We start from the raw sequence: 21,334 nt of genomic DNA, 5'->3' as shown, positions 1-21,334 counted from the left end.
GATTCGCTTTGTACCCCTGCCACAACCACAACAATACAGGCACCAGGAGCACCCCCTCATGAGCAGCACCTCTTCCGGCCAAAGTGCCGGGCAATTGGAAACACGCGGCATCGAACCGGTCCCTGAAGGCGAGTGCAACGGGCACCCGCTGCAACTGTTCTGGGTGTGGTTCGCCGCCAACATCAGCATCCTCGGTTTGCCGCTCGGCGCCACGTTGGTGGCGTTTCGCGGCCTGGCGATCTGGCAGGCGATTATCGTGGCGATCCTCGGCGCTGCCGGTTCGTTCGCGGTGGTGGGCATCATCTCCATCGCCGGCCGTCGTGGGCGTGCGCCGAGCCTGACGCTGTCCCGCGCCATCTTCGGTGTGCGCGGCAATATCGGGCCGACGCTGGTGTCATTGATGTCACGCCTGGGTTGGGAGACCGTCAACACCACCACGGCCGCCTTTGTGCTGCTGTCGTTATGCTCGATCCTCTTTGGTTCGCCGGTCGAAGCGAAAAGCGCGCCGGTGCTGACCCTGATCTTCATCGCCATCTTCGTCTTGCTGACCCTGTCGGTTTCCGGCCTGGGCCATGCCACGTTGCTGGTGATCCAGAAGTGGGCCACGTATGTGTTTGGCGCCCTGAACATTCTGGTCGGCGGCTTCCTCTGCGCGACCATCGATTGGAGCGCGGTGTTCAACGCCACCCCGGCGCCGCTGAGCGCGATGATCATCGGCGTCGGCACCATGGCTGCCGGTACCGGTATTGGCTGGGCGAATGCCGGTGCCGACATGTCGCGCTATCAGCACCGCAGCGTCACCGCCGTGCGCCTGGTGGCATCGGCCGCGTTTGGCGCGGGTATTCCGCTGGTGTTGCTGATCACCCTTGGTGGCTTGTTGTCGGTGGGCAACAACGACCTGGCCTCGGCCACTGACCCGATCGTCGCGATCCGCGACATGCTGCCGACCTGGATGGCGGTGCCGTACCTGATCACCGCGTTTGGCGGGCTGCTACTGTCCAACAATCTGTCGGTGTACTCGGCGGGCCTCACCACCCTGACCCTTGGCTTGAAGGTCAAGCGCGTGCATGCGGTGATCGTCGACATCGTGGCGATCTTTGCCGGCTCGATCTACTTCATGTTGATCGCCGACAGCTTCTACGGCCCGTTCATCACCTTCATCTCGTTGCTGGCCGTGCCGATCACGGCGTGGGTCGGCATCTTCGTGGTTGACCTGATCCACCGTCACTACTACAGCCCCAAGGACCTGCTGGACGTGAGCCCAAGCAGCGCCTACTGGTATCGCAGCGGTGTGGAGTGGCGTGCGTTCGGCGCCTGGGCGGTGGCGATTGCGCTGGGCTTCAGCTTCACCACCATCGGCACCACCGCCGAAAACATCTGGTTCGCCGGGCCTTTGTCCGACTCCTGGCTGGGCCACAACGGCCTGGGCTGGATCGTCACCTTCCTGGTGGCCGGCGGGATTTATGCAGTCCTGGGTGGTGCGGCTGACCGTCGCCCGGCTTTGGTAGAGCGTCCTAATGTCTAGATTGCTGCACACCGGCCAGGTCATCGTCGACCTGGTGATGGCCCTCGATACCTTGCCCGCCACCGGCGGCGACGTGCTGGCGCAATCGGCCAGCTTTGAGGCCGGAGGAGGCTTCAATGTGATGGCGGCCGCGCGGCGCAATGGGTTGCCGGTGGTTTACCTCGGCCGTCATGGCAATGGGCGCTTTGGTGACCTGGCGCGCGCGGCGATGCAGGCCGAAGGGGTGGAAATGGCCCAGACGGCCAGCACCGATAAAGACACCGGTTTGTGTGTATCGCTGACCGAGGCTACTACTGAGCGCACCTTCATTTCCCATATCGGCGCTGAAGGTGACTTGAGTGCCGATGACTTGGCGCGAATGGTCCCGCAAGCGGACGATTACGTGTATGTCAGCGGCTACAGCCTTTTATTGGAAGGCAAGGCGCAGGCGTTGCTCGATTGGCTGCTGGCGCTGCCGCGAGCGATCACCGTGGTGTTCGATCCGGGCCCGTTGGTCAAGGCGCCGGATTCGGCGCTGATGATGGCGTTGTTGCCGCGCATCGATATCTGGACCAGTAATGGCCCGGAAGCCCTGGCATTTACCGGAGCGGGTACGTTGGCGGATGCGCTGGTCGATCTCAATCGTCACCTGCCCGTTGATGCCTTGCTAGTGGTGCGGGATGGACCGAATGGTTGCTGGGTCAGCCGCAATGGCCAAGCGGAGCATGTGCCGGGTTTCAAGGTAAAAGCGGTGGACAGCAATGGAGCGGGGGATGCCCATGCGGGGGTGTTTATGGCTGGGTTGGCGAACGGCCTGACACCGTCTCAAGCGGCACGTCGTGCAAATGCGGCAGCTGCGTTCGCCGTAACGCGCTGGGGCCCGGCGACCTCCCCAGGCACCGCCGAAGTGGATGCTTTATTAGCTGGCTGAACGCGGACAAAACTGTGGGAGCGGGCTTGCTCGCGAAAGCGCAGTGTCAGGTAAAAATCTGGCACTGATACTCCGCCTTCGCGAACAAGCCCGCTCCCACATTGTTGGGTTTTGCATTTAGGCTGCTAGTTAGTCTCAGATTCCAACTTACGCGCCTCATCCACACCCGACGCCGTCAGCTTGATTGGCAAATTCAACGCATACTCGCCGGCAGCGTCAGTGGTCACATGCCCATCCTTGATCAACCCACGGTCCTGCAGGAACGCCAAGACACTGGCCACCTCTTTTTCGCCGCGGTAGTTATCCAGCACCTCCTTGCCCAGGCCTTGCGGATGGGCGTGCAGCAGGCGGGTGAGGACTTCTTTTTCAAGGTTTCTATCGACGTTCATGCGTACCTCTTCACTGGGAAATGATCGGGTGTTCGTCTTGCGTTCGATGGGTCAAGGCGCAGGTTGTTTCGGCGCACCTGGGACGTTGGAGTCATCGCCCTTGTTGATGTTGGGCTGGTTGATCGCCGGGCCCATTTTGCCGTTACCGACGGCAGCAGGCGCTTGACGCTGGGTATCGTTGCCTTGGGTGCGCGGGTCAGCGCCGGGCTCAATGACCGCGCCACCATTGGTGTCCATGCCAGTACCCATGGATTTCTGCGACTCGGTGGTGGCATCCGGCGTTGGATCGGTTGGCCCGGTGGTCGAGCTGGCGGCAAAGGCGCTCAGCGACGCAGCAGACAACAGGCCTGTGAGGGCGAGGGCAGCAAACTTGGAATTTTTCATGAGGGTGTCTCCATATGATTAATGTCCTTACCCTCTATTGGTCAGCCCGGCTTTGGCGTTCGTGCCTTGATGGCGACGAACGGTCTTAGCTCACCTGTAAGATTTTGTGTGCCGAGGCCCGCCGCCAGATCAGTCTCGCGAGGCTGATCAACCAATTGAGCAACGCCACTGCGGTCACACTCAGCAGCAGCGATTGCAGGCCATACTCGACGATGATCCGCCCCGCCAGCATCGGGAACCCGAACACCCCGACGAAGTACCCGAGGCTGAACAGCAGCAACGCTTGGGACGTGGTGCCAGCGGGGGCTTCATTCGCCACCAGCCCGTTGATCACCGAGTACGTCAGCCCATAACCCACGCCCAGGGTGATGGCGGCGAGCAGGTAGCTGAAGGTCCCCGATACCGTGAAGCCAAACATCAACACCGACACCAGCATCAGCCCCGACAGTACGCACGCCGAGCGATAGGCATCACGCTTGACGACAAGCCCGGCAATCAACAAGCGGCTGGTAATCGCCGCGCTCAGGAAACCCACGAAAAACAGCGAATAGTCCAGGGAATGCGCCGCTGCGTAGCTGGTCTGGAATGAGGACAACCCGCCGAACACACAACCGCCCAGGCCGACCATGATGATCGCGAACACGGCCCTCGATGACAGCACCTGGCGGGTGGCACGCCAGGAAATTTTTGCCACAACCGCGTCTTGTTTGAGATGGGCACCCAGTCGCCAGAACATCACCACGCCCACCAGGCTGGCGAAGGCGGCGATGTAAAACGCGCTGGTCAGCGGCAGCTCCAATGCGCTCGCCGCACGCCCGAGCAAGGGGCCGGCCCCGATCCCGCTCATCATGCTGCCGGACAATAACGCAAAGTACTTGGCCCGCTGCTGCGGTTCTACCAGCATGGCCACGATGATCGGTCCCAAGGTATAGAACACCCCCCAACCGAGCCCCAGGGCCAGGCCAAACCCCATCAAGCCCAGGCCGAAACCTGGCATCAGGGCAAAACCCAGGCATGCCACCACCAACAGCAGGCCCAATCCCGCAATCGCCCGCGCCGCGCCCAGCACATCAGCCAAATGCCCGGAGACCAACACCGCCACAAAGGTGCTGAGCATCGCCATGGAGATCACACTGCCTGCATCGTGCTCGTTACCGCCGCGCGTATGAATCAGCAACGACAACAGAAAGGTCGAGCCGTAAGACAGCGACAACAGAAAACTGGCAAGGCAAAACAGGGCGAACAACGGCGTGCTCACCGCAGACTTGGAATGCATAAGATGGCCTGGAAGTCATTGGAGTTATGCCGGACTTTTTACCATGCACCGCTTTGCCGATTGTTGTGTGGTTGGTGGTGCCAGCGTTAGCCGTGGACGGAGTAAGGGGATGCAGTGAAATTGCACTGCAATCCGTCACGAAAGCGTCTTAGTATGTGTGCTTTGAAATTGCCAAGGCTCGCCCATGACCATCGAGATTCGCCCCGCCGTGCCCAGCGATGCTGCGCAGATCCTGACGTTTATTACCGAGCTGGCCGAGTACGAGAAGGCCCGGCACGAAGTGATCGCCAGTGTGGTGGACATCGAGCGTAGCCTGTTCAGCGAAGGCGCCACCGCCCATGGCCTGATCTGCCTGCGCGACGGCTTGCCGATTGGCTTTGCGGTGTTCTTTTTCAGCTATTCCACCTGGCTGGGCAGCAATTGCCTGTACCTGGAAGACCTCTACATCAACCCGGAACAACGCGGCGGCGGGGCGGGCAAGAAGCTGCTGCGCCACCTGGCGAAGATCGCCTTTGACAACGGTTGCGGGCGCTTTGAGTGGAGCGTGCTGGACTGGAACGAACCGGCGATTGCCTTCTACAAATCCATTGGCGCCCAGCCGCAGGAAGAGTGGGTGCGCTATCGCATGGAAGGCGATGCGCTGCGCGATTTCGCCCTGGGCTGAAGCGCTCCTTTCAAAAACACTGAAGATCAAAATGTGGGAGCGGGCTTGCTCGCGAATGCGGTGGATCAGTCAACTCATATATGGCTGACACACCGTATTCGCGAGCAAGCCCGCTCCCACATTCGATTTTGTTCGCCTTGAAGACCATGCTTTGCTCACTATATGGGATGCAAATTTATATATTGAGATATTTCAAATGATAGGTTTATAGTCGGCTGCATCGGCACTCACTACCAAAAATAAAACAGGTGAAGCGATGCAGGCACAACCGTTGTCACTCCCCGCCGTGCCCGAGCCAACCTATGGCGAGCGGCTCAAAGGCAAAGTGGTGATCATCACCGGTGCCGCCCAAGGCATTGGCGAGGCAATCGTCGCGTGTTTTCAGGCCCAGCAGGCGCGCTTGATCATTGCGGATGTCCAGGGCGAAAAAGTCGAGAAGGTCGCCGCCCACTGGCGCGAACGCGGCGCCGACATCTATGCACAAGCCGTCGACATCACGTCCAAAGATCAATGGCAGGCGCTGGTCAACCTGGCTATCGAGCGCTTTGGCCGCGTGGATGTGCTGGTCAACTGCGCCGGCGTCAACGTGTTCCGCGACCCGCTGGAGATGACCGACGAAGACTGGCGCCGCTGCTTCGCCATCGACCTCGACGGCGCCTGGTTCGGCTGCCGCACGGTGTTGCCGCACATGATCGAGCAGGGCATTGGCAACATCATCAATATTGCCTCCACCCATTCCAGCCACATCATTCCCGGCTGCTTCCCGTATCCCGTGGCCAAGCACGGCCTGCTCGGACTGACCCGCGCCCTCGGCATCGAATACGCGCCCAAAGGCATCCGCGTGAATGCCATCGCGCCGGGTTACATCGAAACCCAGCTCAACGTCGACTACTGGAACGGTTTTCCCGACCCCCACGCCGAGCGCCAGCGCGCCTTCGACCTGCACCCGCCCAAGCGCATTGGCCAGCCGGTCGAGGTAGCGATGACGGCACTGTTCCTGGCGACCGACGAGGCGCCCTTTATCAATGCAACCTGCCTGATGATCGATGGCGGGCGGTCTGTGATGTACCACGACTAAACCGTTTTCCAATAACAAGAACGAGGTGGTTCATGCTCAAGAAGACACTCGGCACCCTGGCCCTCGCGGTCGCGTTCAGCGGTGTTGTATCCGCCGAAGAAGTGAAAATCGGCTTCCTGGTCAAGCAGGCCGAAGAGCCCTGGTTCCAGACCGAATGGGCCTTCGCTGAAAAAGCCGGCAAGGAGCAGGGCTTCACCGTGATCAAGATCGCTGTGCCCGATGGTGAGAAAACCCTGTCGGCCATCGACACCCTGGCCGCCAACGGCGCCAAGGGCTTCGTCATCTGCCCGCCGGATGTGTCCCTCGGCCCGGCAATCATGGCCAAGGCCAAGCTCAATAACCTTAAGGTGCTGGCGGTGGACGACCGTTTTGTCGACGCCAAGGGCAAGCCCATGGAAGACGTGCCTTACGTCGGCCTGGATGCCTACAAGATCGGCCAGAAACAAGGCGAAGCCATGGCCGCCGAAGCCAAGCATCGCAACTGGGATTGGAAGGAAACCTACGCCGTCATCAACACCTTCGACGAACTTGAAACCGGCAAGAAGCGCACCGACGGTTCGGTAGAAGGGCTCAAGGCTGCCGGCCTGCCAGCAGACCATATCCTGTTCAGTGCGCAGAAAACCCTCGACGTGCCCGGCAGCATGGACGCCACCAACTCGGCCCTGGTGAAACTGCCCAGCGCTGCGAAAAACCTGATCATCGGCGGCATGAACGACAGCACCGTACTGGGCGGCGTGCGCGCCACCGAAAGCGCCGGTTTCAAGGCGGCCAACGTGATCGGCGTCGGCATCAACGGTACCGATGCGATTGAAGAACTGAAGAAAACCGACACCGGTTTTTACGGCTCGATGCTGCTAAGCCCTGACGCCTCCGGCTACAAAACCGCCAGCGCCATGTTCGAATGGGTCACCAAAGGCACCGAGCCTGCCAAGTTCACCGCGTTGGACAACGTGACCCTGATCACCCGCGCCAACTTCAAGGAAGAGCTGAGCAAAATCGGGCTGTGGAAATGACCGGCGCGGCCCTGCGATTCAATGGCATCGGCAAGGAGTTTCCCGGTGTGAAAGCCCTGGCGCAAATCAGCTTTGAAGCGCGGCCGCGCGAGGTGCATGCGTTGATGGGTGAAAACGGCGCGGGCAAGTCGACGCTGCTGAAGATTCTCGGCGGCGCCTACCTGCCGAGCAGCGGAACACTGCAGATCGGCGAGCAGACCATGGACTTCAAGTCCGCCGCCGACAGCATTGCCAGCGGCGTGGCGGTGATCCACCAGGAGCTGCACCTGGTGCCGGAAATGACCGTCGCCGAAAACCTGTTCCTCGGGCATTTGCCGACGCGCTTCGGGGTGGTCAACCGCAGTCAATTGCGCAAGCAAGCGTTGGCGTGTCTCAAAGGCCTGGCCGATGAAATCGATCCGGACGAAAAGCTCGGACGCCTGTCCCTCGGCCAGCGCCAACTGGTGGAAATCGCCAAGGCGTTGTCCCGTGGCGCCCATGTGATTGCCTTTGACGAACCCACCAGCAGCTTGTCGGCGCGGGAGATCGACCGCTTGATGGCGATCATCACCCGCCTGCGCGATGAGGGCAAAGTCGTGCTCTATGTGTCGCACCGTATGGAAGAGGTGTTCCGCATCTGCAACGCGGTGACTGTGTTCAAGGACGGCCGTTATGTGCGCACTTTCGACGATATGAACGCGCTGACCCACGACCAGTTGGTGACGTGCATGGTCGGTCGCGATATCCAGGACATCTACGATTACCGGCCACGGGAACAGGGCGACGTGGCGCTTAAGGTCGAGGGTTTGCTCGGACCAGGCCTGCGTGAGCCGGTCAGTCTGCAGGTGCACAAGGGCGAGATTCTTGGCCTGTTCGGATTGGTCGGGGCAGGGCGCACGGAGCTGTTTCGGCTGCTGAGCGGTTTGACTCGCTGCACCGCCGGTAGCCTTGAACTCTGCGGGCAAACATTGCAATTGCGTTCACCCCGCGACGCGATTGCTGCCGGCGTCTTGCTGTGCCCGGAAGACCGCAAGAAGGAGGGGATCATTCCGCTGTCCAGTGTGGCCGAGAACATCAATATCAGCGCGCGCGGTGCCCACTCAACCTTTGGCTGGCTGTTGCGCAACGGCTGGGAAACCACCAACGCCGACCGGCAGATCAAGGCGATGAAGGTCAAGACGCCCAACGCCGAACAGAAAATCATGTACCTCTCCGGCGGCAACCAGCAGAAGGCCATTCTCGGCCGCTGGTTGTCGATGCCGATGAAGGTGCTGCTGTTGGACGAGCCGACCCGTGGTATCGACATCGGCGCCAAGTCGGAGATCTACCAGATCATCCACAACCTCGCCGCCAGCGGTATTGCGGTGATCGTGGTGTCCAGCGATCTGATGGAAGTGATGGGCATCAGCGACCGCATCCTGGTGATGAGCGAAGGCGCCCTGACCGGCGAACTCACCCGCGACCAGGCGGACGAAGCACGGCTGTTGCAACTGGCTCTCCCGCGTTCGCGGGCTTGAAGAATTCGAGGTGAATGATGTCTGAGGTAAAAACTGCAAAGGGCTTCTGGCCGGGTTTCAACCAGCGCAAGTTCCTCGATGACTGGGTGATGTTGCTCGCCGCGTTGAGCATCTTTGTGCTCAGTGCGTTGTTTATCGATAACTTCCTTTCGCCGCTGAACATGCGCGGGTTGGGTTTGGCGATTTCTACCGTGGGTATTGCGGCGTGCACCATGCTGTTCTGCCTGGCGTCGGGGCACTTCGACTTGTCGGTGGGCTCGGTGATTGCCTGTGCCGGTGTGGTCGCGGGCATTGTGATCCGCGACACCGACAGCGTGGTACTCGGCGTGTCCGCTGCGTTGGCCATGGGCCTGGTGGTGGGGCTGATCAACGGCATTGTCATCGCCAAGCTGCGTATCAACGCATTGATCGCGACCTTGGCGACCATGCAGATCGTGCGTGGACTGGCGTACATCTTTTCCAACGGCAAGGCCGTCGGCGTGATGGACGAAGGTTTCTTCGTGTTCGGCAACGGCCAACTGATGGGCGTGCCGGTGCCGATTATCATCACCGTGCTGTGCTTTGTGTTCTTTGGCTGGCTGCTTAACTACACCACCTACGGGCGCAACACCATGGCCATCGGCGGTAACCAGGAAGCGGCGTTGCTGGCCGGGGTGAATGTTGATCGCACCAAGATCATCATCTTTGCCGTGCACGGCCTGATTGGAGCGTTGGCCGGGGTGATTCTGGCGTCGCGCATGACCTCGGGCCAGCCGATGATTGGCCAGGGGTTTGAGCTGACCGTGATCTCGGCGTGCGTGCTGGGCGGGGTGTCGTTGAGCGGCGGCATCGGCATGATCCGTCACGTGATTGCCGGGGTGCTGATTTTGGCGATCATCGAGAATGCGATGAACCTGAAGAACATCGACACCTTCTACCAGTATGTGATCCGGGGTTCGATCCTGCTCCTTGCGGTCATCATCGACCGCATGAAACAACGCTAGCAAGAACATCGCCTAACCCCTGTGGGAGCGGGCTTGCTCGCGAAGGCGGTGGTTCAGTAAGAACATCTTTGACTGACACACAGCATTCGCGAGCAAGCCCGCTCCCACATTTGGATCTCCACTGTATTGAGGTCCGTGATTTGCCATAATGGCGCCGTTTTCGTACTTCCCAATAGGCCCGATATGCAGGAAAACGCCCACACTCCCGTCAAAGACGCCGCCCCCACCGGCACCCAGACCCTGCTGCGTGGCCTGGGCGTGGTGCAGGCGGTGGCGGCCGGTGCGCGGGATCTGAAAGAGATCGCCAAGCGCATCGGTACCACCCGCAGCACCACCCACCGTCTGGCCAGTTGCTTGGTGGAAGAGCGTTACCTGCGCGTGGTGCCGCAGGTCGGTTACCTGTTGGGGCCGAAGTTGATCGAGCTGGGTTTTCAGGCACGCGAAGAGCTGCCGCTGGTGACCTTGGCCATTCCGTATCTGGATGAGTTGTCGGCGCTGACCGGCGACACCATCCACCTGGCCATCCGTGAATACGACGACGTGCTGTACCTGCACAAGAACCCCGGCCGCAATGGCCCGGAAATGCGCTCACGGGTCGGCCATCGCATGCCGCTGGCACGCACCGGGATCGGCAAGGCATTGCTGCTGGATGACACGGTCGCAGAGTGGCAACGACTGTACGAAGCCAGCCTGCCAGCCGGTGGGAAAAGCCTGCAGTGGCCGCAGCACCAGGAGCAATCCTGGGCGCAGTTCGAGCAGCGCATGCATGAATACGTGGTGGGCGGTTATGCGTTCGACCTGGAAGACAACGAACCATCGATCCGTTGCGTGGCGGCACCGGTTCGCGATGCCAGCCGGCGCATTGTCGCCGGTATCAGCATCGCCAGTACCGTGCCGTACATGCCGCTGGAGAAAATGGCCGAGCTGATTCCTGTGGTCAAACAGGTCGCAGCCCGGCTGTCGGCGGAGTTGGGCGCGAAGGCCTGATCAGGCCTTCAGGGTCGCCATGTCGATGACAAAGCGGTACTTCACGTCGCCGGCGATCATGCGGCTATAGGCTTCGTTGATATTGCGGATGTCGAGCATTTCGATGTCGCAGGTGATGCCGTGCTCGGCGCAGAAATCCAGGACTTCCTGGGTTTCGGCAATGCCACCGATCAGGGAACCGGCCAGTACCTTACGGCCCAGCACCAGCTTGGCGGCGTTGACGGGCGGGTCCACCGGCTCGATCAGGCCGACCAGGATGTGCACGCCGTCAAAGCGCAGCACGTCGAGGTAGGGGTTCAGGTCGTGTTGCACCGGAATGGTGTCCAGCAGGAAGTCAAAGTGCCCGGCGGCGGCTTTCATCTGGGCTTCGTCGGTGGACACGATCACATGATCGGCGCCCTGGCGACGGCCTTCTTCGGCCTTGCTTGCCGAGCGCGTGAACAAGGTCACTTCCGCGCCCATGGCCTTGGCAAACTTGATGCCCATATGGCCCAGGCCGCCCATGCCGAGCACGCCGACTTTATCGCCGGCCTTCACGCCGTAGTGCTTGAGCGGCGAGTAGGTGGTGATGCCGGCACACAGGATCGGCGCGGCGCTGGCCAGGTCGAGCTTGGCCGGGATCTTCACCACGAAATGTTCGCTGACCACGATGCTGTCGGAGTAACCGCCCATGGTGTTGCTGCCGTCAACGCGGTCCGGGGTGGCGTAGGTCATGGTCGGGCCTTCGAGGCAGTATTGCTCCAGGTTCGATTGGCAGGCGTCGCAGTGACGGCACGAATCGACCATGCAGCCCACGCCGACCAGATCACCGATTTTGTGCGCGGTGACGTTGGCGCCAACGGCGGTGACTTTGCCGACGATCTCGTGGCCGGGCATCAGCGGGTACACGGCGATGCCCCACTCGTTGCGTGCCTGGTGGATGTCGGAGTGGCACACGCCGCAGTACAGGATCTCGATCGCCACGTCATCGGCGCGTGGGCTGCGGCGCTGGAACGACATGGGGGCGAGGGGAGTGGTGGCCGACTGGGCGGCGTAACCGATGGCGGTGTACATGGGGAGACCTCGCAAAAGCAATGACAGGTGAGGTGGCGCATTCTCCGCGCCGGGTCCTGATGCGGCCATGGCGATTGCTCCGAGTCTCATGCCTATTCGTCCGGGAGTGCCCCGTGTTTGGATCCTTGTGACGCGAGACCTGCGATGATGCTCTCATCCCCTTTTCGCGAAGTTTTTTGCCATGTTGCTCACCCGCCATCTCGATGCCAACGCCACGCTGGTTGCCTTGATTGAAGGGCTCACGCCCTGCGACGGTTTCTCGCCGACGAACTTGCCTGGCGTGCAGGTACTGCGCGCCAGTTGCGACGTGGCGCGTGGGCCGCAGATCTACGAGCCAAGCCTGATGTTCGTGGCCCAGGGCAGCAAAGTTGCCTACCTCGGCCCGCGTACGCTGGAGTATGGCGCCGGGCATTACCTGATCCAGGCGATGCCGGTGCCGTTCGAGTGCGAGACGTTTGCCATGGCGTCCGATGCGCCGTTGTACGGCGTCACGGTGGGCATTGACCGCGTGGTGCTGGGTGAACTGGTCATGGCCATGGGCATTCAGGCCGGACCGCCACCGACCGCACAGACGCTGGAGTCGATGAGCTCGGTGATGCTCGATGACGCAATGCGCGGCGCTGTCGAGCGACTATTGCAATGCCTGCACGATCCGCTGGAAAGCCGGATCATGGGCCCGGCGCGGGTCAGGGAAGTGTTGTTCACCGCGTTGCGTGGCCCGCAGGCGGATGTGTTGCGGGCGCTGGTGGAACAACAGGGGCAGTTTTCGCGGATCGCCACGTCGCTGAATCACCTGCATGCCCATTACGCCGAGCCGCTGAATATCGAGACGCTGGCGGGGTATGCGCACATGAGTGCGTCGACGTTTCATGAGCATTTCAAACGCTGCACGTTGTTGTCGCCGGTGCAGTACCTGAAGCGGCTGCGCTTGCTCAAGGCCCAGCAACTGCTGCTGGTGGAGGGCATGGGCGTAGCGCAGGCGGCGCATAACGTGGGTTATCAGAGTACGTCGCAGTTCAGTCGGGAATATAAGCGCTATTTCCTGCGCAATCCCGGTGAAGAACGCGCCGCATAATTCCACCAGGCACAACACCGTAAATGTGGGAGCGGGCTTGCTCGCGAATACGGTGGGTCAGCTAACACATTCCTCAACTGACAGGCCGCCTTCGCGAGCAAGCCCGCTCCCACATTTGACCGAGGTGACTGGCTTTTTTCGGGCCACAAAAAAGGCTCCCATTTGGGAGCCTTTTTTTATTCAAGCAGCGGGCTTACATATTCGGGTAAGTCGGCCCGCCCGCGCCTTCCGGTGTGACCCAGGTGATGTTCTGCGAAGGGTCCTTGATGTCACAGGTCTTGCAGTGCACGCAGTTCTGGGCGTTGATCTGGAAGCGCTTCTCGCCGTCTTCTTTGGTGATCACTTCATACACGCCGGCCGGGCAGTAGCGCTGCGCCGGTTCATCGTAGAGCGGCAGGTTGGTGCCGATCGGGATGCTCGGGTCCTTGAGCTTCAAGTGGCACGGTTGCTCTTCTTCGTGGTTGGTACCGGAGATGAACACCGAGCTCAACTTGTCGAAGCTCAGCTTGCCGTCGGGTTTCGGGTAGTCGATTTTCTTGCTGTCCTTGGCCAGCTTGAGGCAGGCGTAGTCCGGCTTGGTGTCGTGCAGGGTGAACGGCATTTTGCCGCCCAGGATGTTCTGGTCGAACCAGTTGAAGCCGGCGCCGATGATCGGGCCGAACTTGTGCATCGCCGGGCCGAAGTTGCGGCTGGCGAACAGTTCTTCGTAGAGCCAACTGGACTTGAAGCTGTCGACGTAAGCGGTCAGTTCATCACCGCCTTCGGATTCGGCGAACAGGCGGTCGGCCACGGCGTCGGCGGCGAGCATGCCGGACTTCATCGCGGTATGGCTGCCCTTGATTTTGGCGAAGTTCAGGGTGCCGAGGTCGCAACCGATCAGCGCGCCGCCCTTGAAGACCATCTTCGGCAGCGAGTTCAGGCCGCCTTTGCAGATGGCGCGTGCGCCGTAGCTGATGCGCTTGCCGCCTTCTAGGTATTGGGCCAGCACCGGGTGGTGCTTGAGGCGCTGGAACTCATCGAACGGCGACAGGAAGGTGTTGCTGTAGGACAGGTCGACGATCAAGCCGACCACCACCTGGTTGTTTTCCAGGTGATAGAGGAACGAGCCGCCGGTGTTTTCGGCGCTCATGATGTCCAGCGGCCAACCAGCGGTGTGCACCACTAGGCCAGGTTGGTGCTTGGCTGGGTCGATTTCCCAGATTTCCTTCAGGCCGATGCCGTAATGCTGGGCGTCGGCGTCGCTGTCCAGGTTGAAACGCTGGATCAGTTGCTTGCCGATGTGGCCACGGCAACCTTCGGCGAACAGCGTGTACTTACCGCGCAGTTCCATGCCGGGGGTGTAGACGCCTTCTTTCGGGTTGCCTTCACGGTCGACGCCGAGGTCGCCGGTGATGATCCCGCGCACCACGCCGTTTTCGTCGAACAACGCTTCCTGTGCGGCGAAGCCTGGGTAGACTTCCACGCCCAGGTTCTCGGCCTGCTGGGCCAGCCAGCGGCACAGGTTGCCCAGGGAGATGATGTAGTTGCCTTCGTTGTGCATGGTCTTGGGCACAAAGAAGTCAGGCACCTTGGTGGAGGCTTCGGGGCTGCGCAGTACATAGATGTCATCGCGCACCACCGGAGTGTTGAGCGGGGCGCCGAGTTCTTTCCAGTCCGGGAACAGTTCGTTCAGGGCGCGTGGTTCGAACACGGCACCGGAGAGGATATGCGCGCCGACTTCGGAGCCTTTCTCGACCACGCAGACGCTGATTTCCTTACCGGCTTCGGCGGCCTTCTGCTTCAGTCGGCAGGCGGCAGACAGTCCCGCCGGGCCAGCGCCGACGATGACCACGTCGAATTCCATGTATTCGCGTTCCACAGGCTATCTCCTACTCAAGGCTCAACAGGCTTTTTTTTCTAATGGGTGGAGGTTCGGTGTTGTCTTGCGGCAACGGCAAGACCCACCTTTCTCTCTAGGTGGCGCATTATATCTACACCACTGCTAGCGTCCAATACAAACGTTTGTTTGAATTGCCCGCAGGCTAGGTAAATCAAAGTGGTGCGGCTTATGACTGGCTATTTTGCCGTATTGACCAGAATAGGTGTTCCGGTCAATATACGGTCGGTTTTGCGCTAACCGTAGGCAGACTGCAGGTTTCAAGAGCACGTCCAAAAGCGAGACAGGTGGCGCGCGTCCAGACAATGGCGCGCAGTTTACACGCTGCGATAAAGAATGACCTCTCAGTCACCCCTGACGAACGGTCATCATTTCCCGTGAGCAAGGTCGCCGCCTGCGTTTTTGGAGGTGCCCTTGTGTGCCGATGAGCATCAACCGCCAGGTTCGCCTAGGCGACTTTCTTTTCACCGGAGAGTAACGAGGAATCCATGAAGGTTCTTGTAGCTGTCAAACGCGTTGTCGATTACAACGTGAAAGTTCGCGTCAAGGCGGACAATTCCGGCGTCGACCTTGCTAACGTCAAGATGTCGATGAACCCTTTCTGCGAAATCGCTGTGGAAGAAGCCGTCCGCCTGAAAGAGAAAGGCGTGGCAACTGAAATCGTCGTGGTTTCCATCGGCCCTACCACTGCTCAAGAGCAGCTGCGTACCGCCCTGGCACTGGGTGCCGACCGCGCCATCCTGGTCGAGTCCGCTGAAGAGCTGACCTCCCTGGCCGTGGCCAAGCTGCTCAAAGCCGTTGTCGACAAGGAACAGCCTCAGCTGGTGATCCTCGGCAAACAGGCCATCGACAGCGACAACAACCAGACCGGCCAAATGCTGGCTGCACTGACCGGTTACGGCCAGGGCACCTTCGCTTCCAAAGTCGAAGTGAGCGGCGACAGCGTAGCTGTAACCCGTGAAATCGACGGCGGCGCGCAGACCGTTTCCCTGAAGCTGCCGGCCATCGTCACCACCGACCTGCGTTTGAACGAGCCGCGCTACGCGTCCCTGCCAAACATCATGAAAGCCAAGAAGAAGCCGCTTGAGTCGGTTACTCCTGAAGCTTTGGGCGTTTCCACCGCCTCCACCAACAAGACCGTCAAGGTTGAAGCACCGGCTGCACGCAGCGCGGGCATCAAGGTCAAGTCGGTGGCCGAACTGGTCGAGAAACTGAAAAACGAAGCGAAGGTGATCTGATCATGACTATCCTCGTAATCGCCGAACACGATAACAAGGTGCTGGCCCCGGCCACCCTGAACACCGTGGCTGCCGCCGCTAAAATCGGTGGCGACATTCACGTACTGGTTGCCGGCCAGGGCGCTGGCGCCGTGGCTGAAGCCGCTGCGAAAATCGCGGGCGTGAGCAAAGTCCTGAACGCTGACAATGCCGCCTACGCGCATCAGTTGCCAGAAAACGTTGCGCCGCTGGTAGCTGAGTTGGGCGCTGGCTACAGCCACATCCTGGCTGCTGCTACCTCCAACGGCAAAAACATCCTGCCACGCGTTGCCGCGCAGCTGGACGTTGACCAGATCTCCGAGATCATTTCGGTTGAAAGCGCCGACACCTTCAAGCGCCCAATCTACGCCGGTAACGCCATCGCTACCGTACAGTCCAACGCTTCGGTCAAAGTCATCACCGTGCGTGCTACCGGTTTCGACCCGGTTGCCGCCGAAGGTGGTTCGGCTGCCGTTGAAGCCGTTGCGGCTGCCCACGACGCTGGCACTTCCAGCTTCGTAGGCGAAGAGCTGGCCAAGTCGGATCGTCCTGAGCTGACCGCTGCCAAGATCGTCGTTTCCGGCGGCCGTGGCATGCAGAACGGTGACAACTTCAAGCACCTGTACGCCCTGGCCGACAAGCTGGGCGCTGCGGTCGGCGCTTCCCGCGCGGCCGTTGACGCAGGTTTCGTACCCAACGACATGCAGGTCGGCCAGACCGGCAAGATCGTTGCGCCACAGCTGTACATCGCCGTCGGTATCTCCGGCGCGATCCAGCACTTGGCCGGTATGAAAGACTCCAAAGTGATCGTTGCGATCAACAAGGACGAAGAAGCGCCGATCTTCCAGGTGGCTGATTACGGCCTGGTGGCGGACTTGTTCGAAGCCGTCCCTGAGTTGGAGAAGCTGGTCTAATCCAGTCGCTTCACTTATAAAGAGCCCGGTCCTTGTGACCGGGCTTTTTTTTGACTTGGAGACACACGCCATGGAATTGCGCCCTTGGGCGGTACTGCTGGGCCTCACATTGCTGCCGACGCTGTCGCTGGCAGCCGGCAAATGCGATCGCCTGGTGATCACCGGCAGCCCGGACGCACCGCCGTTGCTCTGGCGCGACCCGCAAGACCCCACGCACCTGATCGGCGCCACCGCCGATGTATTGCAACAAGTGGGCAAGGACCTCGGCTTGAAAGTCGACCTGCTCTACGGTGGCAAACGCTCCCTGGCCCTGGAGGAAGTGCGCAGCGGGCGCATGGATATCCTCGCCGACGCGCCGCTGAACCTGGGCGAGCTGGAAACTCTCGACTACATCCATCCGGCGCTGGTGCAGCTCGACTATCTGGTGTGGACGCGCAAGGACTCGGCGCTGGCCTATGCCACGCCCGCCGACCTGCACGGGCACAAAGGCGCAGTGTCGGAACGTGCGCGTTTGAGCGCGGCCTTCGAAACCTTCGCCGGTGAGCAACTGAGCCTGCAACGCCTGCCGTCACTGACGCCAGCGTTCCAGAAACTGCTGCTGGGTGAAGTGGACTACGTGCTCGCCGGGCGTTATTCCGGTATGGCCATGGCGCAGACCTTGGGCATGAGCAACGACTTGGTTGCCCGTGATATTCCCATCGACCAGCCGGGCCTGTACCTGGCGATTTCCCACAACTCGGCCTGCAATGATCCGTGGCTGCGCGGACAGCTGGCCAAAAAGATGACAGAATTGCCCGCGTCCGGTGTGGCGCAAGCTGCGTTGCAGAGCAATCTGGAGCGCTGGAAAGCGCAATTGCAGCAACCCGTCGGCACCCCAACAAAGTAGGGATTTTCAGTGACTCTTCGACCTCTTTTCGCGGCCCTCGCCGTTGTCGCTCTGGCGGGATGTGCAGCCGATCCTGCGCCGAATGAACAAATGCGCCTCACCCAGCAAGCCTTGGAGCAAGCCAGTGCCGTGGGGGCCAACGCGGATGAATCGCCTGAATTGAAACTGGCTGAAGCCAAGTTCGCCCGGGCCAAGTCGAGCATGGCCGACCAATCCTACAAAAACGCACGTATGCGTTTCGAGCAAGCCGAACTGGATGCACGCCTGGCCGAAGCCCAAGTGCTGACCCGCAAGAGCCAGGAACAGTTGAACGTGCTCAACGCCCGCATCACCCGTCTGCGCAAGCAGTTGCAGTTGGGAGAAGCCCAATGAGCCCGATGATCCGCGGTTTGAGCTGTGCGGTACTGTTGGGCACCGCCGTGTTGGGCGGTTGCGCCACCCATCCCGACAGCGAGCAGGCTTTGCAGCAGGCAAGTAACGACTTCCAGCAAGTCAAGGAAGACGCCAACGTGCTGCGTTTTGCGCCCAAGGACGTGATCCGCGCCGGTGAATCCCTGGCGCGCGCCGATCGCTTGTCCAGCTACTGGGGCAGCGGTGCCGATGTAGTGCATTACGCCTACCTGAGCCAACGCTACAGCGCCATCGCCCGCGAACATACCGAACAGGCGCTCAACCAAGAGCGGGGTGTAAAGCTCGAACTGGAGCGCCAGCGCCTGCAATTGGCCCTGCGTGAAAACAAGCTGATCAGCGTGCAGCAGCAGGGCAAATGGCTTGAAGAACAGATCGCCAGCCTGGCTACTACCCAAACCGACCGTGGCCTGGTGATGACCCTGGGCGATGTGCTGTTCGATACCGGTGAAGCAGAGCTGAAAAACTCGGCCAACCGCACGGTGCTGAAAATCGTACAGTTCCTGCAACTCAACCCCAAGCGCGTGGTGCGCATCGAGGGGTATGCCGACAATACCGGCGGCGAGCGCGAAAACCTCAAACTGTCGCGTGACCGCGCACAGTCGGTGGCGGATGTGCTGGTTGACCTGGGCATCGACGAAAAACGCATCCAGGTCGAGGGGTATGGCGACCAGTACCCGGTGGAGGCCAATGCGTCCGAGCGGGGCAGGGCGCAGAACCGACGCGTGGAAATTGTGTTCTCCGACGAAAAAGGCCAATTGGGCGCCGCTCGTTAGGCAACTGACACAGATCAACCTGTAGGCGCTGGCTTGCCGGCGATAGCATCGCCTCGGTTTACCTGATAGACCGAGTTGCCTGCATCGCTGGCAAGCCAGCTCCTACAGGTGGCGTAAGCCGGTCAATGATCGGTTTTTTTATGCGCCTTAGCATTACAGTTTTTACTGTCACTCCCGCCCGCGCTCGACTATTGTGGCAACTGTCCCCGTACACTTCTAAACTGTGCCGGTATGTTTCACACAAAAATAAAATACCCGTGAAATCGAGTGCTGCGTCATGACCAATCTGTTGCTTTACCAACGTATCGCCCAGCAACTGGCTGAGGATATCCGGCGCGGTGTCTATCAACCGGGCGAGCGCGTGCCTTCGGTGCGCAAGATGAGCTCGCAGTTGAACGTGAGCCACGCCACGGTGTTGCAGGCTTACGCCAACCTGGAAGACCAGGGGCTGATTCGGGCGCGGCCGCAGTCCGGCTATTACGTGCACCAGACGCCAGCACTCACCGCACCGACGCCGGACATCGCCCGGGTCGAACGCCCGGGCCTGGTCACCCGCAGCAGTATCATCCAGCAGGTGTTGGGCGAGTCGCGCCGCGAAGGGGTGTTCCCGCTGGGCGCCGCCGTGCCGAGCGTGGATTACCTGCCGGTACGCGCGCTGCACCAGCAGTTGGCCAAGGTCACGCGCTTCCAGAGCCCACGGGCATTCAGCTACATGTTCAGCCCCGGTTTCGAACCGCTGCGTCGCCAGGTGGCGATCCGCATGCGTGATGCAGGCGTGGTGGTGGACCCTTCCGAAGTGGTGATCACCCACGGTTGCGTCGATGCCTTGCAAATGTCGCTGCGCGTACTGACGCGGCCTGGCGACCTGATTGCCGCTGAATCACCGACCTATTACGGCTTGCTGCAATTGGCCGACCTGTTGGGCCTCAAAGTCATTGAGATCCCCAGCGACCCGTCCACCGGCATGAGCCTGGAAGCCCTGCAACTGGCGGCCAACCAATGGTCGATCAAGGCGCTGGTGCTGACCACGCGGTTGAGTAACCCGCTGGGCGGTACCATGCCCGAAGAACGGCAGAAACAGTTGCTGCGCCTGGCGTCGGACTTCGATATCCAGATTGTCGAGGACGATATCTACGGCGAGCTGATGTTCGAACTGGGCCGCACCAAGGCCCTGAAGGCCTATGATCGTCTGGATCGGGTGATCTATTGCTCCAGCTTTTCCAAGACACTGTCTCCCGGCGTGCGCATCGGTTGGATGATTGCCGGCAAGTACCAGCAGGAGATCCAGCGCTTGCAGATGTTCAGCACCCACTCCGCGTGCAGCGTCACGCAGATGGGCGTCGCTGCGTACCTGGAAAACGGCGGTTACGACCGGCACCTGCGTTACATCCGCCAGGAGTACCGCAAGAACCTCAGCGCCTTCCAACTGGCCGTGCAGCAATATTTCCCGGAAGGCACCCAGATGACGCGTCCGACCGGCGGCTTCATCCTGTGGGTCAGTTTGCCCGGCCGGGTCAATACCCAGGAACTGCACGTACGTGCACTGCAACAGGGCATCAGCATCGCGCCGGGGCTGATCTTCAGTAACACCGAGCAGTTCAACCACTGTATTCGCCTCAACTGCGGCACGCCGTGGAACCGCGAGGCAGAGCGGGCGCTGATGACGTTGGGGATGCTGGCGAGCCAGCTCTGCCAGGAAACCGCCGCCGGACTGTGACGCTCAGATAGGGGACAAATCCTATAGCAAGCTAATCACCGCGCTTGTCATGCCGCGCACAACAAGCGAGCATATGGCCCTCTGCCGTTAAAGCTGTAGGCAATATGACTTCGATTTTTCGTGCGGTTTTGGTGATTGGCCTGTTAAGCCTGTGCAACGTCGGCACAGCGCTGGCGGCGGCACCTGTGAGCGAAACCAAGCCGGTCGCTGGTACCGAGCAGACTACCCCCGCAAAAAAACCGGCCCCCGTAAAAAAAGCGCCAGCGGTGAAGAAACCCACTGCTGCCGCCAAAAAACGTGCGGCCAGTAAGTCCAAGGCGTCGCGCGAAGTGACGCAGACACAATTGCCACCGGCGCAGTTGGACCTGTCGTTGCCGTCAGACATGGTCAGGCACCTGCAGCCCATCGGCACCATGCCCAAGCCCAAGAGTGTGCCCCTGCTGCCGCCGATGTTTGGCGAGAAACCCACCGACAACAGTGCCTTCCAGATCAACGGCCGCCTGCTCAGCAATGAAATGAAGCTGCAATTGCGCAACGAAGAACGGCGTGAGGTGGAAGGTGCAGCGTTGGATTTCGAGTTCAAGCAGTAAACTTTTCCCACAAAGGTGACGTGGACCGCCGACCATGTGTCGGAGACTGGTCAGTCACTTTTGTTTTCTGCGAAAAAC

General features: G+C 60.6%; 21 protein-coding genes. 16 read left to right on the top strand and 5 right to left on the bottom strand.

Going from position 1 to position 21,334, the window contains the following annotated elements:
- The first annotated feature begins 58 nt into the window (after positions 1 to 58).
- Both RB216_RS22225 and RB216_RS22220 read left to right on the top strand, forming a co-directional pair.
- Positions 59 to 1,525 carry a purine-cytosine permease family protein gene (locus RB216_RS22225; protein WP_068935409.1) on the top strand — a complete coding sequence of 489 codons (1,467 nt, stop codon included), beginning with the start codon at positions 59 to 61 and terminating at the stop codon, positions 1,523 to 1,525.
- Positions 1,518 to 2,435, top strand: coding sequence for a PfkB family carbohydrate kinase (locus RB216_RS22220; protein WP_308907900.1), 918 nt, complete (start codon positions 1,518 to 1,520; stop codon positions 2,433 to 2,435). Before RB216_RS22225 ends, RB216_RS22220 begins: the two co-directional genes overlap by 8 nt.
- A 125-nt stretch (positions 2,436 to 2,560) precedes the next feature.
- On the opposite strand, the gene RB216_RS22215 is transcribed toward RB216_RS22220, so the two are convergent.
- From RB216_RS22215 to RB216_RS22205, 3 genes are all read right to left on the bottom strand, one after another.
- Positions 2,561 to 2,824: a hypothetical protein gene (locus RB216_RS22215; protein ID WP_025854162.1), complete on the bottom strand. Its 264-nt coding sequence runs from the start codon at positions 2,822 to 2,824 to the stop codon at positions 2,561 to 2,563.
- Positions 2,825 to 2,875: 51 nt separating this feature from the next.
- Entirely contained in the window at positions 2,876 to 3,208 is a 333-nt protein-coding gene (locus tag RB216_RS22210) for a hypothetical protein (protein WP_028617564.1), read from the bottom strand.
- A gap of 85 nt (positions 3,209 to 3,293) precedes the next feature.
- On the bottom strand, positions 3,294 to 4,484 hold the full coding sequence (locus RB216_RS22205; RefSeq protein WP_068935405.1) for an MFS transporter: 1,191 nt from the start codon (positions 4,482 to 4,484) through the stop codon (positions 3,294 to 3,296).
- A gap of 184 nt (positions 4,485 to 4,668) precedes the next feature.
- On the opposite strand from RB216_RS22205, the gene RB216_RS22200 reads away from it, so the two are divergent.
- From RB216_RS22200 to RB216_RS22175, 6 genes are all read left to right on the top strand, one after another.
- The gene (locus RB216_RS22200; protein WP_010208407.1) at positions 4,669 to 5,148 is read left to right on the top strand and encodes a GNAT family N-acetyltransferase; all 480 of its coding nucleotides are present in this window, start codon (positions 4,669 to 4,671) and stop codon (positions 5,146 to 5,148) included.
- A gap of 256 nt (positions 5,149 to 5,404) precedes the next feature.
- Entirely contained in the window at positions 5,405 to 6,226 is an 822-nt protein-coding gene (locus RB216_RS22195; protein WP_028617562.1) for an SDR family oxidoreductase, read from the top strand.
- 32 nt (positions 6,227 to 6,258) lie between these two features.
- Complete coding sequence (locus RB216_RS22190) at positions 6,259 to 7,239, top strand: substrate-binding domain-containing protein (protein ID WP_028617561.1); 981 nt, start codon at positions 6,259 to 6,261, stop codon at positions 7,237 to 7,239.
- Positions 7,236 to 8,735, top strand: a complete 1,500-nt coding sequence (gene araG, locus RB216_RS22185; protein WP_122687234.1) for an L-arabinose ABC transporter ATP-binding protein AraG — start codon at positions 7,236 to 7,238, stop codon at positions 8,733 to 8,735. Before RB216_RS22190 ends, araG begins: the two co-directional genes overlap by 4 nt.
- A gap of 17 nt (positions 8,736 to 8,752) precedes the next feature.
- Positions 8,753 to 9,718, top strand: a complete 966-nt coding sequence (gene araH / locus RB216_RS22180) for an L-arabinose ABC transporter permease AraH (RefSeq protein ID WP_028617559.1) — start codon at positions 8,753 to 8,755, stop codon at positions 9,716 to 9,718.
- Positions 9,719 to 9,901: 183 nt separating this feature from the next.
- Positions 9,902 to 10,705 carry an IclR family transcriptional regulator gene (locus tag RB216_RS22175; RefSeq protein ID WP_308907899.1) on the top strand — a complete coding sequence of 268 codons (804 nt, stop codon included), beginning with the start codon at positions 9,902 to 9,904 and terminating at the stop codon, positions 10,703 to 10,705.
- Here RB216_RS22175 and RB216_RS22170 read toward each other — a convergent pair whose 3' ends face one another.
- Positions 10,706 to 11,758, bottom strand: coding sequence for an NAD(P)-dependent alcohol dehydrogenase (locus RB216_RS22170; RefSeq protein ID WP_068935401.1), 1,053 nt, complete (start codon positions 11,756 to 11,758; stop codon positions 10,706 to 10,708).
- A 181-nt stretch (positions 11,759 to 11,939) separates the two neighbouring features.
- Here RB216_RS22170 and RB216_RS22165 point away from each other — a divergent pair, with 181 nt between their 5' ends.
- Complete coding sequence (locus RB216_RS22165; protein WP_028617556.1) at positions 11,940 to 12,833, top strand: AraC family transcriptional regulator; 894 nt, start codon at positions 11,940 to 11,942, stop codon at positions 12,831 to 12,833.
- A gap of 193 nt (positions 12,834 to 13,026) precedes the next feature.
- Here the strand turns inward: RB216_RS22165 and RB216_RS22160 are convergent, their stop codons facing one another.
- Entirely contained in the window at positions 13,027 to 14,691 is a 1,665-nt protein-coding gene (locus tag RB216_RS22160; protein WP_010208416.1) for an electron transfer flavoprotein-ubiquinone oxidoreductase, read from the bottom strand.
- Between the two features lie 506 nt (positions 14,692 to 15,197).
- Here RB216_RS22160 and RB216_RS22155 point away from each other — a divergent pair.
- The 7 genes from RB216_RS22155 (at position 15,198) to RB216_RS22125 (ending at position 21,256) form a co-directional block, all read left to right on the top strand.
- Complete coding sequence (locus RB216_RS22155) at positions 15,198 to 15,947, top strand: electron transfer flavoprotein subunit beta/FixA family protein (RefSeq protein WP_028617555.1); 750 nt, start codon at positions 15,198 to 15,200, stop codon at positions 15,945 to 15,947.
- Positions 15,948 to 15,949: 2 nt separating this feature from the next.
- Positions 15,950 to 16,879, top strand: a complete 930-nt coding sequence (locus RB216_RS22150; protein ID WP_028617554.1) for an electron transfer flavoprotein subunit alpha/FixB family protein — start codon at positions 15,950 to 15,952, stop codon at positions 16,877 to 16,879.
- 70 nt (positions 16,880 to 16,949) lie between these two features.
- On the top strand, positions 16,950 to 17,765 hold the full coding sequence (locus tag RB216_RS22145; RefSeq protein WP_068935399.1) for a substrate-binding periplasmic protein: 816 nt from the start codon (positions 16,950 to 16,952) through the stop codon (positions 17,763 to 17,765).
- Positions 17,766 to 17,774: 9 nt separating this feature from the next.
- The gene (locus RB216_RS22140; RefSeq protein ID WP_016980006.1) at positions 17,775 to 18,137 is read left to right on the top strand and encodes a DUF4398 domain-containing protein; all 363 of its coding nucleotides are present in this window, start codon (positions 17,775 to 17,777) and stop codon (positions 18,135 to 18,137) included.
- Positions 18,134 to 18,949 (top strand): OmpA family protein, encoded by an 816-nt coding sequence (locus RB216_RS22135; RefSeq protein ID WP_028617552.1) that lies wholly within the window; start codon positions 18,134 to 18,136, stop codon positions 18,947 to 18,949. Before RB216_RS22140 ends, RB216_RS22135 begins: the two co-directional genes overlap by 4 nt.
- A 277-nt stretch (positions 18,950 to 19,226) precedes the next feature.
- Entirely contained in the window at positions 19,227 to 20,666 is a 1,440-nt protein-coding gene (locus tag RB216_RS22130; RefSeq protein WP_015885400.1) for an aminotransferase-like domain-containing protein, read from the top strand.
- Between the two features lie 104 nt (positions 20,667 to 20,770).
- Positions 20,771 to 21,256: a translation initiation factor 2 gene (locus RB216_RS22125; protein ID WP_122687238.1), complete on the top strand. Its 486-nt coding sequence runs from the start codon at positions 20,771 to 20,773 to the stop codon at positions 21,254 to 21,256.
- Positions 21,257 to 21,334 lie beyond the last annotated feature (78 nt).

It is taken from the genome of Pseudomonas canadensis (genome assembly GCF_030980095.1).
Taxonomy (GTDB): Bacteria; Pseudomonadota; Gammaproteobacteria; order Pseudomonadales; family Pseudomonadaceae; genus Aquipseudomonas; species Aquipseudomonas canadensis.
The sequence above is the reverse complement of the archived record's forward strand: the minus strand, read 5'-3'. Positions and strand labels throughout refer to the sequence as shown.